Origin of the sequence: Achromobacter deleyi, assembly GCF_016127315.1 — a bacterium.
Taxonomy (GTDB): Bacteria; Pseudomonadota; Gammaproteobacteria; order Burkholderiales; family Burkholderiaceae_B; genus Achromobacter; species Achromobacter insuavis_A.
Genome location: NZ_CP065997.1, coordinates 2,184,345 through 2,201,059 on the forward strand (window position 1 = coordinate 2,184,345; position 16,715 = coordinate 2,201,059).

15 protein-coding genes are annotated in these 16,715 nt (G+C 69.2%); 2 read left to right on the forward strand and 13 right to left on the reverse strand.

From position 1 onward, the window contains the following. Window positions 1-12: 12 nt before the first annotated feature. The 9 genes from I6I07_RS09885 to I6I07_RS09925 form a co-directional block, all read right to left on the reverse strand. Window positions 13-504: a VOC family protein gene (locus I6I07_RS09885; protein WP_198486500.1), complete on the reverse strand. Its 492-nt coding sequence runs from the start codon at window positions 502-504 to the stop codon at window positions 13-15. After that, window positions 501-2,684, reverse strand: coding sequence for an alpha-ketoacid dehydrogenase subunit alpha/beta (locus tag I6I07_RS09890; protein WP_198486501.1), 2,184 nt, complete (start codon window positions 2,682-2,684; stop codon window positions 501-503). The genes I6I07_RS09885 and I6I07_RS09890 overlap by 4 nt, the downstream gene beginning before the upstream one ends. A 304-nt stretch (window positions 2,685-2,988) precedes the next feature. Then, window positions 2,989-3,777, reverse strand: coding sequence for an SDR family NAD(P)-dependent oxidoreductase (locus tag I6I07_RS09895; protein WP_063583638.1), 789 nt, complete (start codon window positions 3,775-3,777; stop codon window positions 2,989-2,991). Between the two features lie 28 nt (window positions 3,778-3,805). Beyond that, a complete protein-coding gene (locus I6I07_RS09900) occupies window positions 3,806-4,525 on the reverse strand; it encodes an ABC transporter ATP-binding protein (protein ID WP_198486502.1) in 720 nt (239 codons plus the stop codon). Next, on the reverse strand, window positions 4,522-5,274 hold the full coding sequence (locus I6I07_RS09905) for an ABC transporter ATP-binding protein (protein WP_006391635.1): 753 nt from the start codon (window positions 5,272-5,274) through the stop codon (window positions 4,522-4,524). The genes I6I07_RS09900 and I6I07_RS09905 overlap by 4 nt, the downstream gene beginning before the upstream one ends. Next, entirely contained in the window at window positions 5,271-6,551 is a 1,281-nt protein-coding gene (locus tag I6I07_RS09910; protein WP_198486503.1) for a branched-chain amino acid ABC transporter permease, read from the reverse strand. The genes I6I07_RS09905 and I6I07_RS09910 overlap by 4 nt, the downstream gene beginning before the upstream one ends. Further along, a complete protein-coding gene (locus I6I07_RS09915; protein ID WP_198486504.1) occupies window positions 6,548-7,489 on the reverse strand; it encodes a branched-chain amino acid ABC transporter permease in 942 nt (313 codons plus the stop codon). The genes I6I07_RS09910 and I6I07_RS09915 overlap by 4 nt, the downstream gene beginning before the upstream one ends. A gap of 136 nt (window positions 7,490-7,625) precedes the next feature. Next, on the reverse strand, window positions 7,626-8,861 hold the full coding sequence (locus I6I07_RS09920; protein ID WP_198486505.1) for a branched-chain amino acid ABC transporter substrate-binding protein: 1,236 nt from the start codon (window positions 8,859-8,861) through the stop codon (window positions 7,626-7,628). 40 nt (window positions 8,862-8,901) lie between these two features. Continuing rightward, entirely contained in the window at window positions 8,902-9,714 is an 813-nt protein-coding gene (locus tag I6I07_RS09925; protein ID WP_198486506.1) for a shikimate dehydrogenase family protein, read from the reverse strand. 238 nt (window positions 9,715-9,952) lie between these two features. On the opposite strand from I6I07_RS09925, the gene I6I07_RS09930 reads away from it, so the two are divergent. Then, on the forward strand, window positions 9,953-10,690 hold the full coding sequence (locus tag I6I07_RS09930; RefSeq protein WP_006386231.1) for an SDR family NAD(P)-dependent oxidoreductase: 738 nt from the start codon (window positions 9,953-9,955) through the stop codon (window positions 10,688-10,690). A gap of 134 nt (window positions 10,691-10,824) precedes the next feature. Then, window positions 10,825-11,586 (forward strand): FadR/GntR family transcriptional regulator, encoded by a 762-nt coding sequence (locus I6I07_RS09935; protein ID WP_198486507.1) that lies wholly within the window; start codon window positions 10,825-10,827, stop codon window positions 11,584-11,586. Between the two features lie 98 nt (window positions 11,587-11,684). On the opposite strand, the gene I6I07_RS09940 is transcribed toward I6I07_RS09935, so the two are convergent. The 4 genes from I6I07_RS09940 to I6I07_RS09955 form a co-directional block, all read right to left on the reverse strand. Continuing rightward, window positions 11,685-13,022, reverse strand: coding sequence for an NAD(P)H-dependent oxidoreductase (locus I6I07_RS09940; protein WP_061073138.1), 1,338 nt, complete (start codon window positions 13,020-13,022; stop codon window positions 11,685-11,687). 103 nt (window positions 13,023-13,125) lie between these two features. Continuing rightward, complete coding sequence (locus tag I6I07_RS09945) at window positions 13,126-13,686, reverse strand: 5'-3'-deoxyribonucleotidase (protein ID WP_198486508.1); 561 nt, start codon at window positions 13,684-13,686, stop codon at window positions 13,126-13,128. Window positions 13,687-13,743: 57 nt separating this feature from the next. Beyond that, window positions 13,744-14,274: an RNA 2',3'-cyclic phosphodiesterase gene (thpR, locus tag I6I07_RS09950; RefSeq protein WP_198486509.1), complete on the reverse strand. Its 531-nt coding sequence runs from the start codon at window positions 14,272-14,274 to the stop codon at window positions 13,744-13,746. A gap of 888 nt (window positions 14,275-15,162) precedes the next feature. Then, on the reverse strand, window positions 15,163-16,650 hold the full coding sequence (locus I6I07_RS09955; RefSeq protein WP_198486510.1) for an efflux transporter outer membrane subunit: 1,488 nt from the start codon (window positions 16,648-16,650) through the stop codon (window positions 15,163-15,165). Window positions 16,651-16,715 lie beyond the last annotated feature (65 nt).

Here is a 16,715-nt window from a genome sequence, read left to right on the forward strand (position 1 = left end):
GTGTAGTTCGTCCTATTCTGCGCGCACGGCCAGGTCAGGCCGGTAGGCCGCCGGGTCGTCGTATTCGACCAGTTCCAGCACATTGCCTTCGGGGTCGCGGAAGAAGGCCAGCCAGGTGCCGGGCCGCACTTCCATCGGCGCCGGGTCGCTGTCGAAGGCCACGCCGCGCGCCCGCAGGCGCTCGACGGTGCCGGCCAGGTCGTGCACGATGAAGGTCAGGTAGGCGTTGCCCTGGCGGTCCAGGATGGCGGCGCCGCGCACCGCCGGCTCCGGCGCCACGGCCGGTTGCAACAGCTTGATGCGCTCGCCATACGAGGTCTGCAGGCGCGCCACGTCATAGCCATGCTGCGTCAGGCCGGTGGCGCGGGCCTTGTCAGCCGGCACGCTGACGCGGTTCACCAGGGCCAGGCCGACCACCTCGGTGTAGAACGCCAGCTGCGCGTCCAGGTCGGCGCAGCAAATGCCGACTTCCATCGGCACGCTCATGCGCAGGGCGGCGCTCATGCGCGCTCTCCCAGGTCGGCCAGCACGTCGTTCAGGCCGGCGGTGACTTCCTCGGTGTCGGCGAAGGCCGCGCGTTCCAGCACCTTGGAGATGCTGGGCGAGGCCTCGCCGCCGGTGACGCGCTTGACCGGCTGGTCGAGCCAGTCGAAGTAGCGGCGCTGGATCTCGTCGGCCAGCATGGCGCCGTACGAGGTGCCGCGCGCGCCCTGTTCGACGATCAGCACGTTGTTGGTCTTCTGGATGCTGGCGCCGATGGTGTCCCAGTCCAGGCTGGCGCGGTCCAGCGTGCGCAGGTCGATGACTTCGGCGTCGACGCCGGTCTCTTCGGCGGCCTTGAGCGCGCGGCTGACCATCGACAGGTAGGTCAGCACCGTGACCTTGGAACCGCCGCGGCGCACGCGCGCCTTGCCAAACGGAATGGCGTAGTCCAGGTCGCCGTCGGGGACCTCGCCCGACGAGGCGTACAGGTCGACGTGCTCGATCACCAGCACCGGGTCCTTGGAGGCCAGCGCGGTGTTCATCAGGCCGATGTACTCATACGGCGTGGACGGCGCGACGATGCGCCAGCCCGGGGCCGTGGCGAAGACGCCGGCCGGGTCCATCGAGTGCTGCGAGCCGTAGCCCGTGCCCATCGCGACCTTGGTGCGCAGCACGAACGGCACGTCGATGTCGCCGCCGAACATGTGGCGGGCCTTGCCGATCTGGTTGAAGATCTGGTCGGCCGCGACCCACATGAAGTCGGGGTACATGAATTCCACCACCGGCTTGTAGCGGCCGTCCATGGCCAGGCCGCCGCCCAGGCCGGCAAAGGCGTTCTCGGAGATCGGCGTGCCCAGCACGCGGTCGGGGTACTTGTCCTTCAGGCCGCGGGTGGCGCCGTTGGTGCCGCCCTTCAGGCGGTGTACGTCCTCGCCCAGCACCACCACGCCGGGGTCGGTTTCCATGCGGCGGTCGAGCACGTCGGCCACCGCGTCCACGAACTTGCGCTCGGCGCGGGCGCCGGCGTAGTCGGCGGCGTCCTGGTAGCGCAGATCGGCCAGTTCCGAGCCGTCGCTGCGCAGGCCCACGTCGCGGAAGTCGGGGCGCGGCCACAGGTCGGCGCGCACGCGGCGTTTGCCGCCGTCGGCGGCCTCGGTCAGGCGGCCCGACACGTCCTTCATCACGTCCTTGCAGCGCTGGCGCAGGGCGTCGACTTCGGCCTGGGTGATGAGCTGGCGGCCGATCATCTCGGCGGCGATCTTGTCGAGCGGATCGCGGCGGCGCCACTGCGCCTCTTCGTCCTTGCTGCGGTAGCCGAAGGCGCTGCCGGGGAAGGGGCCGTTCTGGTGGAAGAAGCGGTAGACGTCCACCTCGATGATGGTGGGGCCGTTGCCGGCGCGCATGTGCGCCACGGCTTCCGACATGGCCAGGTGCACGGCCAGCGGATCCATGCCGTCGACCTGCCAGGCCGGGATGTTGAAGGCCTGGCCGCGGGCCGACAGGCGCGGCTCGGCGGTTGATTCCTCGACCGTGGTGGACACGGCGTAGCGGTTGTTCTCGATGAAGAAGCACAGCGGCGTCTTCCACGCGGCGGTCAGGTTCATCGTCTCGAGCACCGAGCCGATGTTGACGGCGCCGTCGCCGAAGTACGTCACCGCCACGCGGTCGGTGCCGGCGTGGTGATGGGCCCAGGCCGCGCCGGCCGCCAGCGGCACGCCGCCGCCGACGATGGCGTTGGTGCCGAGCGCGCCGGCTTCCAGCCAGCGCAGGTGCATGCTGCCGCCACGGCCGCGGCAGTAGCCTTGCGCCAGGCCCATGATCTCGGCCAGGGTCTTGTGCAGCACTTCGTCGATGGCGGGCGTGAGCGGGTTGCGCGGGTCCAGGCCCAGCGGCGCGACGTGTTGCAGCGCCTTGGCCAGGAACTGGTGGTGGCCGCGGTGCGAGCCGTTGATCTGGTCGCCGGCGCCCAGCGCCAGCACCGAGCCGACGGCGCCGCCTTCCTGGCCGACCGACGAGTGGGCGGGGCCGTGCACCAGGCCTTCGGCGGCCAAGTCCAGCACCGCTTCCTCGAAGGCGCGGATCCAGTGCAGCTGCGTCAGCATGGTGGCCAGCAGCGCGGGGTCGGCCTGTTGCCAGTCCGAGGCCTCGACCGTCAGTTGCCGCCAGGGCGCCTGGGAGCCAAGCGGTTGGTAGGTGGCCATGAATGAATCTCCAGAATGTAGGTAAGCGTCGATGCGTTAGGGCCTGTTCACACTAAAAGGAGCCTCGCACAGGCCGGTAATCGGCCGCCAGGCTAGGCGCGGTCTCCGCCGCGTGGCCGTGCCACGCAAGGGGAGCGCAACGACGCCTGGCGGCCGATTACCGGCCTGCCCGAAGGGTGAGCGCCCAAATGAGCGCCTCTCTGCGTTGCAAATGCTCGCCGTGGTCCCGCCACGACGGCGCTTTGCGCCTTGATAGGCGCTCATTTGGGTGCTCATGCGAGGCTCCTTTTAGTGTGAACAGGCCCTAAAGGTAGCTGTAGCGGCTCCAGCCGCCATCGGCCACCAGGGTGTGTCCGGTGATGTAGGCGGCCTGGCTGGAGGCCAGGAACACCGCCAGGTCGGCCATTTCGGCCGGTTGCGCCAGGCGCCGCAGCGGCGTGCGCTGCTTGAGGCGCTCGGGGTCGAGGCGGCCGCGCGCGGCCAGGTCGCGCACCAGGTCGGTCTCGACGTAGCCGGGCGCCAGCGCGTTCACGCGCACGCCCGCCGGGCCCCATTCCACCGCCAGGGTCTCGGTCAGCAGCACCACCGCGCCCTTGGTGGCGCAGTAGGCGGCGCGGTCGGGCGCGGCCACCACGCCATACATGGAGGCCAGGTTGATGATGCAGCCCTCGCCCTTGGGCACCATGCGGCGGCCCGCGGCCTGGGCGCACAGGAATACGCCGGTCAGGTTGATGTCGACCGCGCGGCGCCATTCCTCGGGCGTGACCTCCAGCGATGGCTTGTTGGCCGAGATGCCGGCGTTGTTGACCAGCACGTCGATGCCGCCCCAGGCCTGCTCGACCTGGGCGAAGGCGCGTTCGACGGCGTCGGCGTCGGTGACCGAGGCCTGCGCGGCCAGGGCCTCGCCGCCGGCCGCGCGCAGCCCGGCCACGGCCGCGTCCAGCGCTACCGGATCCATGTCCAGCAGCGCCACCCGCGCGCCCTGGCGCACGAACGCCTCGGCCGTGGCGTAGCCGATGCCTTTGGCGCCGCCGGTGATCACCACGTTCTTGCCGCGCAGATCGGCGTGGCGTACTTCAGGGGTATTGTCCAAGTGCTTGCCTCTACAGATAGGGCCGCGGTCAGACCGCCAGCCATTCCTGGACCACGTCCTGGCGCTCATGCAGTTGCGCGGGCGGTCCTTCGAAAACGATGCGGCCATGGCCCATCACGCTGACGCGCGTGGACACTTTCAATGCGATGGTCAGCTTCTGCTCGACCAGCACCACCGACACGCCGCGCTGGTGGATGTCGCGGATCACGTCGGCGATCACTTCGACGATCTTGGGCGCCAGGCCCTCGGTGGGTTCGTCGATCAGCATGACCTTGGGGTTGCCCAGCAGCGAGCGGCACATGGTCAGCATCTGCTGCTCGCCGCCGGAGAGGTTGCCGGCGCGGGTATTGCGGCGTTCCTTCAGGCGCGGGAAATAGCCGAACATCTGTTCGATGGTCCAGGCCGGGGCGTCGGGCCGGGCGGGCTGTTCGCCCATGCGCAGGTTCTCGTCCACCGTCAGGTTGGCGAACACCTCGCGCTCTTCCGGCACGAAGCCCAGCCCGGCGCGGGCGATCTCGAACGGGCGCTTGTTGGTGATGTCGCGGCCTTCGATGGCGATGTGGCCGGCGGTCACGTCCACCAGGCCCATGATGCTTTTCATGGTGGTGGAGCGGCCGGCGCCGTTGCGGCCCAGCAGGCTGACCACCTCGCCGCGGCCCACCGTCAGGTCGATGCCGTGCAGGATGTGGCTCTTGCCGTAGTGCGCGTGCACGCCTTGCAGGGCCAGCAGGGGGGATTGCATGCTCATACCGTTTCCTCTCCCAGATAGGCTTCGCGCACGCGGGCGTCGCCGCGGATGTCGGCGGGCGTGCCGGTGGCCAGGATCTCGCCGTACACCAGCACGCTGATGCGGTCGGCCAGCGAGAACACCACCTGCATGTCGTGCTCGACGATCAGCAGGGTGCAGTCGCGCGTCACGTCCTTGATGAGTTCGACGGTGTAGTCGACCTCGTGCTGCGACATGCCGGCCATCGGCTCGTCCAGCAGGATCACCTTGGGCCGCGAGGCCAGCGTCATGCCGATTTCCAGCGAGCGCTGCTCGGAGTAGTTCAGGTCGCCCGCGGCGGTGTGCTGCTTGGCGGCCAGGCGCACTTTCTCCAGCAGCTGGTCGACGTTCTCGTTGACGGCGCGGTGGCGCGCGATGGGGCGCCAGAAGTTGTAGACCAGGCCGTGCATGCGCAGCACCGCCAGCCGCAGGTTCTCGCGCACCGACAGGCGCGGGAACACGTTGGTGATCTGGAACGAACGCGCCAGGCCAAGGCGGTTGATGCGCTCGGGCGGCAAGCCGCCGATCGGGCGCGAGCGCAGGCTGATGTCGCCCGAGGTCGGCGCGAACGAGCCCGACATCAGGTGGAACAGCGTGGACTTGCCGGCGCCGTTGGGGCCGATGACCGCGTGGCGTTCGCCGGCCTGGACCTTCAGGTTGACGCCGCGGATGATCTGCGCGTCGCCGAAGGACTTGCGCACGTCGGTCAGGGTCAGGATCTCGTGGCTCATTTTGCGGTCTCCAGCACGGGCGCGGCGTCGGCCTCGCTGCGCCACAGGGCCAGCGCCCAGCGGCAGGCCAGGAGGCCGCCCACGAACAGCGCCAGCGGCAGCAGCCAGGTCGACAGCGCCAGCGGCGCCCAGTCGTGGCCGAACAGGGAAATGGCGGGCCAGCCGGCATCGGGGTTCATCGCCAGCAGCGAGCGGTAGTCGCGCGCGAACATGCGTTGCAGCAGTTCCACCGTGAACACCGTGGCGGCGGTCAGCAGCAGGCCGCCGATAACGGATACCGCGGCGCGCGGCAGCCAGTCGGCCAGGCCGCGCTGGCGCAGCGACTTGGCGGCGCGCTGTACCAGGCCGACCAGGCCGTCCGGCACGAACAGCATCACCAGCACGAACAGAATGCCCTGGTACAGCAGCCACGACCGGGTGATGTCGGCCAGCGTCTGCGACAGGAAGGTCAGGATCGAGGCGCCCAGCACCGGGCCGAGGAAGGCGTTGACGCCGCCGATGTAGGCGAACAGCACCGCGTCGGTCGACAGCTTGACCTCGAACAGCACGTAGTTGCCCGCCTCGATGTTCAACGCCTGCAGGCCCCCGGCGATGCCGGCGAACATGGCCGACAGCGCGAACACCATGGTCTTGAGCGTATGCGGCCGGTAACCCAGGTAGCGCAGGCGGTTGGCGTTTTCGCGCAGGCCCAGCGTCAGGCGGCCCAGCGGCGTGCGGGTCAGGCCATACAGCGCGGCCAGCGAGACCAGCACCCAGGCCAGCACCAGGAAGTACACCTCGATGTCCGAGCCGAAGGTGAAGCCCCAGGCCGGCATGCGCATGGCCGACAGCCCGGCCTCGCCGCCGAACACGCCCTTCAGGTGCGGCGCCAGCGCGTGCAGCAGTTCGGCCAGCGCCAGCGTGATCATCGAGAAGTAGACGCCGGCGCGCATGGTGGCGAACCAGCCCGCGACCAGGCCGAACAGCAGGCCGGCCACGCCGCCGGCCAGCGGCATCAGCGGCGTCGGCAACAGGCCCGCGCCGCCCAGCGCGTTCATGGCGTGGATGGTGGCGAAGGTGCCGACGCCGAAGTAGGCCGCGTGGCCGAACGACAGCATGCCGCCCTGGCCGGCCAGCAGGTTGAAGGCGCAGGCGAACAACGCCGCGATCAGCATCTGCACCGCCGCGACCAGCTGGCCCGGCGGCAGCAGCCACGGCAGCGCGCACAGCGCCGCCACGCAGGCGAGCAGCAGCAGGGCCGCCGGCGCGCGGCGCGAGGAAACGGGAGTCGGGCTCATGCCTGCTCTCCCTTCAGGCCCGAGGGCTTGACCAGCAGCACCACCAGCATCAGCAGGAAGGGCAGCGTCGCGGCCAGGCTGGAGATCTTCACGGTCATCAGGCCGCCCACGCTTTCGGCCCACTCGCCGGCGCCGAACAGGCTGAACAGGGTCGCCAGGCTGGCGTCGATGCCCACCGAGAATGAGCTGATCAGGCCGATCAGCAGCGAGGCGATCATGGCGCCTTCGAGCGAACCCAGGCCGCCCACCACGACCACCACGAACACCAGCACGCCCAGTTCCAGCGCCATGTTCGGGTTGGTGGTGTAGAACGCGCCCGCGACCGCGCCGGCCAGGCCGGCCATCGCCGCGCCCACGCCGAACACGCTCATGAACACCAGCGGCACGTTGTGGCCCAGGGCCTCGGCCATGCGCGGCCGGTAGATGGCCGAGCGCACCACGATGCCGACGCGGGTGCGCGACAGCAGCAGGTAGATCACCGCGAACATCGCCAGCGACACGCCGCCCATCAGCAGGCGGTAGAAGGGATAGTCGGCGTCGAACACGCGGAAGGCCGCGAAGTTCAGGAATGGCGGCACGCGGTAGTCGACCGGGAAGTCGCCGTAGAACAGCTTGATGAGCTCGGCGACGATGAACGCCAGGCCGAAGGTCACCAGCAGTTCCTGCGCGTGGCCGAACTTGTGCACGCGGCGCAGGAAGAAGCGCTCCACGCCCATACCGAGCACGCCGGCGATGAGGGTGGCCAGCACCAGCGCGGTCCAGAACCCGGTGACGGGCGTCAGGGTGTAGGCGGCATACGCGCCTATCATGTAGAACGAGGCGTGCGCGAAGTTGAGCACGCCCATCATTCCGAAGATCAGTGTCAGGCCTGCCGACACCATGAATAGCAGCAGGCCGTAAATCACGCCGTTCAACAGCGAGACGGTAAAGTATTCCATGTCCGCTCCAATATCCTTGCGCGCAGGCGCCGGGCGCCTGGCGATCGATCACGCCCTGTTTTTTCCGGCCCCGCGCCGGTGAGCGTTTTATTGGCGAGCGGCCGCGGACGACGTGTCGTCCGCGGCCATCGCGTCATCAGTCCGGGCGAACCATCTTGCAGGTGGCCTGCACCGGCGCGGACACGTCGGCGGAGGACAGCACCTTGACCGGCTCGAAGCCCATGTCGGTGCCGTCGGCCTTGTACTTGGCGTTCTTGCCGACCTTGGACACCACCATCGGCAGCTGCACCTGGTGGTCCTCGGCGCGCATGGTGTAGGTGCCCAGCGGCGAGGTGTAGGTGACCTTCTCCAGCGCGCGCGCCAGGTCCGGCACGGACAGCTTGCCGTCCTTGGGCTTGACCTGCTTGAGCGCTTCGCCCAGGAAGGTGATGCCGATCACGGTCTGCGGCTCGGTGTAGCTCGGGTAGTGGCCGGTCTTGGCCTTGTAGTCCTCGGCGAACTTGGCGCCTTCCTCGCCCGCGGCCTCGATGTTGTACGGATGGGCGATGTAGTGGCCCAGCGCCACGTCGCCGGCGTTGGCGAGGTTGCCGACCTGGTCCAGGAACACGGTGGCGAAACGCACCTTCAGGCCGGCCGATTGCGTCGCCTTCATCAGCAACAGCAGGTCGTTGGACCAGTTGCCGGTGACGACGGTGTCGGGGTTGGCCGAGCGGATGCGGGCCACGTAGGGCGCGAAGTCCTGGATCTTGTTGACTTCGTGCAGCGTCTTGCCGACCACTTCATAGCCGTACTGCTTGGCGAAGCGCTCGGTGGCGCCTTCCATGTCCTGGCCCCAGGAGTAGTTCTGGTTGATGGCGTAGACGCGCTTGCCCAGCGTGCCGTCGGCCGACATCACCGAGGCCAGCGCCTTGACGCGCAGGTCGGCGTTGGTGGTGAAGCGGAAATGGTAGAAGTGGCACTTCTGGCCGGTCAGTTCCAACGCTTCGCCGCCCACGTTCAGGAACACGACTTCCTTGCCGGGGTTGCGCAGGTTGTGCTTGCGCACGTCCTCGGTGAGCTGGCCGGAGATGGCCGACGACGAGCCCTGCACCAGGATCTGCACGCCTTCGGCGGCCGCGGCGCGGAAGCGGTCGGAGGCGCCGACCGGGCCGCCCTGGTTGTCGAACTCGACCAGTTCCAGCGGCTGGCCGTTCCAGCCGCCGGCGGCGTTGATGCGGTCCAGTTCGTACTTGACCGCGGCGCGGAACATCAGGCCGGTCGAGGCCTGCGGGCCGGACAGCGTCTCGATCAGGCCGATCTTGACGGGCGCGGCCTGGGCCGATGCGGCAATGCCGGCCAGGCACAACAGGCCGGTGGTGAAAGCCAATTTCATGCGTGTCTCCTCCGTGGAACGGGAGTGGTAGGTCCGTGAATCAAGCAAGCGCGCTTTGCTGCGGCTCTTCTATGCCCAGGAAGCGGGCAATTTCGGTGAGTTGTCCTTCCAGCATGTAGAGGCCGGGATGGGTGCGGCAGCCGCGCGCGGCGGCGGCGCGCAGCAGCGGCGTGTCGACGCGGCTCATGACGGCGTCGGCCACCACGGCGCCGGGCGCCAGGGCGTCCAGCGGGAAGGGCAGGGGATCGTTGTCGTCCAGGCCCAGCGTGGTCGCGTTGATGGCGATGTCACAGGACTCGGGACGGGGGCCGGCCACGTGGATGGCCAGGCCGGGATAGTGGCGCGCCAGGCGCTCGGCGAAGGCCTCGGCCTTGCCGGGCGAGCGGTTGTACAGGCGCAGGCTGGCCGGGCCGGTGTCGGCGATGGCGCAGGCGATGGCCTTGCCGGCGCCGCCCAGGCCCGCCAGGTAGACATGGCGGCCGGCGGGGTCGTGCCCCTGGCTGCGCAGGCCGGCGACGAAGCCCAGGCCGTCGAAGTTGCCGCCGGTGAGGTGGCCGTCGCGCACCCGCACCGCATTGACGGCGCCGATCAGTTCGGCGGCGGGCGTCAGCGCGTCGCATAGCGCGGCGGCGCTTTCCTTGTGGGGCACGGTGACGACGAGGCCGCCCAGGTTGGCCAGGCCGCGCAGGCCCGCGAACAGGCCGGGCAGGCCGGCGGCGGCCACGTGGAACGGCACCATGACGGCGTCGATGCCGCGCTCGCGCAGCAGGGCGTTGAGCCGCTGGGGCGTCTTGACGTGCGCGATCGGGTCGGCCGCGATCGCGAATACGGTTGTGCTGCCGGTGATTTCCACCTGGTTGTCCCCTGCCTGTCATGCGGCCGTTGGCCGTGTTTTCTTGACGCCCTTGCCTGAAATCGCCAGTTGCTTTACGCTTTCAACACAAGTTGTCAGGCAACTTTATTAAGTTGTCAGATAAATCATAGGGCAAGCGTTTTTCCCGTGTCAAGCGATCCATTTGGCGGTTCAATCGAATCGCCGGCGACGCTTCGCGACGGGACGCGGGCCGTTGAAAAAGCGCTTTGGAGACAGCATGATTTCGTTCGAAGGACAGGTAGTGGCCATCACCGGCGCGGGCAATGGCATCGGTTTGGCGACCGCGCGGCTGATGGCCGCCCATGGCGCCCGGCTGGTGCTCACCGATATCGACAAGGCGCGCCTGGACGAGGTCGCCGCCGAGCTGGACGCCAGCGGCCAGCGGGTGTTCGTGCACGCGCTGGACGTGGCCGCCTCGCACGATTGCGACCGGGTGCTGGAACGCGCCGCGCACCATTTCGGCGGCCTCGACCACCTGGTGCATTGCGCCGGCATCTACCCCGAGCAACTGGTCAAGGACACCAGCGACGAGGCCTGGAAAAAGCTGATGGGCGTGAACCTGGACGGCACCTTCTACGTGTGCCGCGCGGCCCAGCGCCACCTGCGCCAGAACGGCTCGATCGTGCTGCTGACCTCGCTGGCGGCGCAGCGCGGCAGCTACGCGCACGCGGCGTATTCGGCCTCCAAGGGGGCGGTGCAGAGCTTCACCCGCAGCCTGGCGCTGGAGCTGGCGCCGCAGATCCGCGTGAACGCGGTGGCGCCGGGCATCATCGCCACCTCGATGACGCACGACCTGATCGGCCAGAAGGGCGCGCAATTGCTGGAAAGCACCCCGCTGCGGCGCTTCGGCACCGCCGAGGAAATCGCCGGCGCGATCGCCTTCCTGTGCTCGCCGCTGGCCGGTTTCGTGACCGGCGAGGTGATGCAGGTGAACGGCGGCATCTATATCGCGTAAAGTCTGAAACGGCCGCGCCCTCGCATCCGGCAAAATCCTATAATTTTCAAGGGCGCCGCCGCAGTGAAACGTCGAAAATTCCTATAACCACGGCGGCCGCCCCGCGAGCCGCCTCCTCGTTTTAACGATTCCACATGCAGCCTAACCAAGCACAGGACAGGCGGGACTCCGACCCGCAACGCGCCGCGCCCAAGCACTCGCTCTCGGCGGGCGTGGCCGACGCGCTGGCCGAGCAGATCCGCCAGGGCGCCCTGGCGCCCGGCGACCGCCTGCCCACCGAGAAACAGCTGACCGAGATCTATTCGGTCAGCCGCGCCGTGGTGCGCGAGGCGCTGGCCCGCCTGAAATCCGAGGGCCTGATCACCTCGCAGCAGGGCAGCGGGGTGTTCGTCGACCCGAACTTCCAGCGCAACGCCTTCCGCATCGCCGCGCCCTCGCCGGGCGACAGCCAGGACCTGGAACACATCCTGGAACTGATGCTGTCGATCGAGGTCACCGCCGCGCGCTATGCGGCGCAGCGCCGCACCGACCCCGACCTGAAGAAGATGCGGCAGGCGCTGGTCGGCATGGAGTACGCGCTCATCAACGACAAGCTGGGCGACGAAGAGGACTACCAGTTCCACCAGGCCATCGTGCAGGCCACGCACAACCCGCACCTGGTGGCGCTGAACGACTACCTGGAAGCGAATGTGCGGCGCGTCATCCGCAGCGCCCGCAACAATACGGCGCGCATGTATGCCGAGCGCATGGCGGCGGTGCAGAGCGAACACCAGGCGATCTTCGCCGCCATCGAAGGCGGCGATTCCGATGCCGCCGGCCGTGCGGCCGAGCAGCACCTGCGCAACGCCGCCGACCGGCTGCGCCTGTTCCAGGCAGAGCGCTCGCCGCCGGTCTGAGCGCGGCGGGCAAGGATCGGCGCGGCTGCCCACGCGGCCAGCCCGCGCCGCGCCCCGTCACTCGTACGCGGGCGTGTTGGCGGTGACGCCGCGCCGGCTCAGGCGAAGGTCTGTTCCATTTCGCGGCGGAACTGCACGGCGGCCGAGCGTTCGTCGTATTCCACGTCGCGCCAGCGGATCGCCTGCGACTGCCGCACCGGGTGCTTGAGCTTGACCTGGTGCGACAGGCCCAGCGGCAGGTAGCCTTCATCGACCGAATCGCGCGCCGGCATCAGCCGGCCGTACACCGTGTAGCCGCCTTCGCCGTCCAGCAGCTGCCCGGCCTGCAGGTCGCGCTTGGCGGTCGCCACCACGTCGCCGTGCCAGCCGGCGGGCGCGCCGGTCGGCTCGCGCCGCAGCCCGACGCTGGCCACGCTGATGCCCAGTTCCAGGCCGATCAGGTGATACGGCTTGTACATGGCGGTGTAGTTGCCGCTGGGATCGGTGACCAGGCCATATTCCTTGAAGCAGCGGCGCACATAGTCGCTGTCGGCCGCCAGCGTCACGTACACGCCCCAGCGCAGGTCGCGGAATACCGGCCGGCCGTCGCGTTCGAGCGAGGAAATCACCTCCACCTGGCCGCGATGGTGCAGGATGCCGCCGTCTTCACGCGGCCGCAGCACGCGGGCCAGGTCGTCCACGCCGCAGGGCGGGAAATGCAGGCCGGACGGCGAGGGCAGCAGGCCGGTGGCGTTGGACACCGCGGCCATCTCGATGGCGCTCTTGGTGCCGTCCAGGAAGCTGTTGAACATCTGCGCGTTGAAGTCGCCGGCGGCCACCATCTCGGCGGTGAAGCCGTAGTACGGCCACACCGTGTCGGGCGTGGAGGTGTGGAACTCGGGCAGGTATTTGGTGCCCTTGCCGGCCGCCATCACCTCGAAGCCCGCCGCGCGCGCCCAGTCCACCATTTCGCAGATCAGCGCCGGCTGGTCGCCGTAGGCCAGCGAATAGACGATGCCGGCTTCGCGCGCCCGCCGCGCCAGCAACGGCCCGGCCAGCGCGTCGGCCTCGACGTTGACCATGATGATGTGCTTGCCGTATTCGCAGCAGGTCAGCACGTGGCCGATGCCCGCGGCCGCCTGGCCGGTGGCGTCGATGACGATGTCGACCTCGGGGCTGGCGATGACGGCGTGCGGATCGTCGGTGAAATAGACCTTGCCGTTCTTGAGGGCGTCGCCCGGGCTGGCGGCATTGAGCGCCGTGGCCGGCCAGCCGACCCGGGTGAGCGCTGCGCGGGCCCGGTCGGGCGCCAGGTCGGCCACCGCCACCAGCCGCATGCCGGGCGTGCGCGGAGCCTGGCTCATGAACATCGCGCCGAACTTTCCGGCGCCCAGCAGCGCTACGCGCAAGGGCTTGTGGTCGGCTTCTCGCTGCTTGAGCAGACGGTGCAGATTCATGGTGCGGGCTCCTCCAGGATGTGGGGATACAGCACCACAGGATAGTCCCAACCCCGGCCGCTGAACAGGGCCGGGCATCCCCCTTCAGGGTGTCATCCGGCCGTCATTCGTCCGCCGTATACAGCTCGCCCGCCAGGACGTTGCGCCAGTCGGCCCAGGTGATGCGGGGGCGGTCGGTGACCTGGCGGTTGTAGGGCGCGTCGAACAGGATGTGCTTCCAGCCCGGCTTGACCGCGCCCTGGATCAGCGGCTTGTCGTCGATCAGCAGGTTGCCGTGCACCAGGGTCTTGTCCTTGGTCAGGATCAGCCGGTTGGTGGCGTCGCGGCCAAGGTGCTTCTCGACCCACAGGTATTTCTCGGCGACGCAGTTCTCGAACTGGGACAGCGGCGAGGTGCAGATGCGCACGTCCATGCCCAGCGCCAGCAGTTCCTTCACGGCGTCCAGCGCCCCCGGCACCGGCGGCAGGTCGCGGATGAAGCCGGGCGCGGTGTAGATGGCCTCGGCCATGCCGCGCAGCTCGGGCGCGTAGTCTTCGCGGATGTAGAAGGATTTGCGGTCCTCGAACGCCACCGGCGCGATGTCGGGGTGGCGCGCGCGCCAGGCGTCGATGAAGGCATGTTCGAAATCGGCCAGCACGCCGTCTTGGTCGAGCAGGATGATCATGGAGATCCTAAGTCGTTGCGACGCGCTCGATTGTGCCAGAGCGCCGCCACGGCAGCGTCAGACGGGCTGCGGCCGTGACTGGGCGACGACCCGGTAGCGGCTGCCGCCGTCGGTGGCTTCGGACGCGACCAGCGCCATGCGGTCGTAGTGCCAGGTGATGGGCGGCGGGGCGTCGGCGGGCGGGTCGTTGCGCTCGATGTTGCGCAGCAGCGTGACGTGGGGGCGGAATGGCTGGGCCGGCGGGACGAAGCCAAAGGCCGACAGCCACAACCACAGCCCGTCGTGGCTGGCCTGCAGGGAATCCGGCGTGCGCTCGGGACCGGCCCACAGGATGCCGGGGCGGCTGAAGACGCCGTAGCGGTCCAGGGTGACGTTGCCGGGCTGCAGGCGATGGTAGGGGGTGGCGTCGATGAGCTCGTCGGCGATGTCCTTTTCTACGGACCCGAGGAAGGCCAGCGTCATGTGCAGGGTTTCGGGGCGCATGGGGCGGCCGTGGCTGTGGAGGCGGGCCTGGGCGGTCCAATCGGATAGCGTTTGAGCCAGGGTGGCGTCGGGCCAGAGGGCGTAGAAGAGTCGGAGGGGCGGCATGTTGGAGATTGTAGGGCGTTGTTGTTGTGACGGGTTGGGTCCTTGAGGCGCGCGTGGCGGGGGCGGTGGGGGATGGCGGGGCTACGATTTCGGTCCGGAGCGTTCGCTCCGGACTGCCCCTTCCTCATCCTCGTCCGCCTTCGGCTCCCTACGGATTCCGTCGGGCGCATCTACACGCCCCGCCATCCCCCACCGACCCCACCACGCGCTCGCGATGAGACTTAGCGTCGAGCGTCGGGGCGGGCTGTGTGCTTGGCGTGTTGGCGCACAGCGGAGCGGGAGAGGAGGGTCTTGCGGGGCCCGCCGCAAGCCGGCCGCGCGGGCGGCCTTTTGCGGCTTACGCGACGTCTTGCATCGGGATGATGGCGCTCTCGCGTGTAGGAACGGCGGAATCGTTTGCTATTGAAAGCCTGTTGGCACCCCGACGGTTTGTGGTCGGCGCGAGAGCTCGTCCCGCGCAACATGTCGTATGCCGCGCCGACCACCACCGCCCCTCCCCCTGAGGTGCGGAATCATTAGAAAACCGCTCGCCGCCAGCGCGCAGCGCACCCGCAACACTTTCAAATGCGCAGACGCCCATCGTGGCCGTCTGCGCGGCCGCGATGGGCAGCCCTGTAGATTCCATTCCCCGCACACGGGTCCAGCAGCGAGACAAGCCTAGACGCTCGTAGCCCCTCGGGCGGGCGGACCCGCTGGCGGGCAACCTCGATGCGCCCGACGGAATCCGAAGGCAGCCGCCGGCAGGCGGCAACGAGGATGAGGATGGGGCAGTCCGGAGCGAACGCTCCGGACCGCAATCGTGGGCGCCCGCCAGCGGGTCCGCCCGACCGAGGGGCGACCCACGAAGAACGACTCATCATCGCCAGCCAACGATCGAGCGATGAACAACTAACGATTGGCCGCCACAGTCTCCGCACCAGGAATCGGATTCCCCCATCCGCCCCCAATCGCCCGAATCAGATCCACAGCCGACCGCGCCTGCTCACCGCTCAACTGCACCGCCACCCGTTGCTGCAGCAGCACGCTGCGATCGGCTTCGATCACGTCCAGATAGCTGATCGAGCCTTCGCGGTATTGCGTGTGCGACAGTTTCGCGGCGCGGGCCGAGGCTTCCACCGCGGCGTCCTGCGCGCGCGTCTGATCGGACAGGATGCGCAGATTGGCCAGGTTGTCCTCGACCTCGCGGAACGCATTCAGCACCGTCTGGCGGTAGACCGCCACGTCTTCCTCGTAGACCGCGCGGGCGCGGTCCAGGCCGGCCTGGCGGCGGCCGCCGTCGAAGATCGGCATCGACAGCGCGGCGCCGACCAGCGGGCCCAGCAGGAACGTGCGGCTCGACCATTGGAACAGGTTGCCCAGCTCCGACGACTCGTAGCCAAACGCGCCGGTGATGTCCAGGCGCGGGAAGAACGCCGACTTGGCCGCGCCCACGCGGGCGTTGGCGGCGGCCATGGCGCGTTCGGCCGCGGCGATGTCGGGGCGGCGTTCCAGCAGCGTCGACGGCAGGCCGGCCGGGATCGACAGGGCCACCTTCTCGATCGGCTTGGGCGGCATCGCGAATTCCGACGGGGCGCGGCCCAGCAGCACGGCCAGCGCGTGTTCGCCGGCAGCGCGGCGGCGGTCGATGCCCAGCGCCTCGGATTGCGCCGAAGCCAGCTCGGCCTTGGCGCGCGCCAGGTCCAGCTCGCTGATGTCGCCCGCGTCGTAGCGGCGCTGGATCAGCTGCAGCGTCTCGGTGCGCAGTTGCACCGTCTGGCGGTACAGCGCGGCCTCGGCGTCCTGCTCACGCACCAGGAAATAGGTGGTGGCGACGTCGGCCTGCAACGCCAGCAGCACCGAGCGGTACAGCGCCTCGCTCTGTTGCGCGTCGGCGGTGGCGGCGTCGGCCGTGGAGGCGACTCGGCCGAACAGGTCGGCCTCGTACGACACCGTGCCTTGCGCGCGCCAGGTGGTCGACGGGCGCGTCGCCGTGCCGTCGGGCAGGCCCTGCGACACCGCCGAGGGGCGCTGGCGGCTGGGACCGAAGGCGGCGTCCAGGCTGGGGAAGAAACCGGCGCGGGCTTCGCGCTGCAACGCGCGGGCCTGCGTCAGGCGGGCGGCGGCGGCCTGCAGGTTCTGGTTGGCCTTGTGGGCCTCATCCTGCAGCTGGTTCAGGCCTTCGTCGCCGAACACCTTCCACCATTCGCCGCGCAGCGCCTCTTCAGACGGTTGCGCCTGCGTCCAGGTGCCGGCTTCGGCGGCGGGCAGGGCGGCTTCCTTGTAGGCCGCCGGCGCGGCGGCGGCGGGTCGTTCGTAGGTCGGACCCACCGCGCAGCCGGCCAGCACGAGCAGGACGGCAAGCAGGGCGGAACTGCGGATCAGTCTTTTGGTCTTCATGACGATTCTCTTGGGCGCGCGCCCCGCCGTTCGGGACGGGACGCGCTGGCTATTTTTTCCAGGCC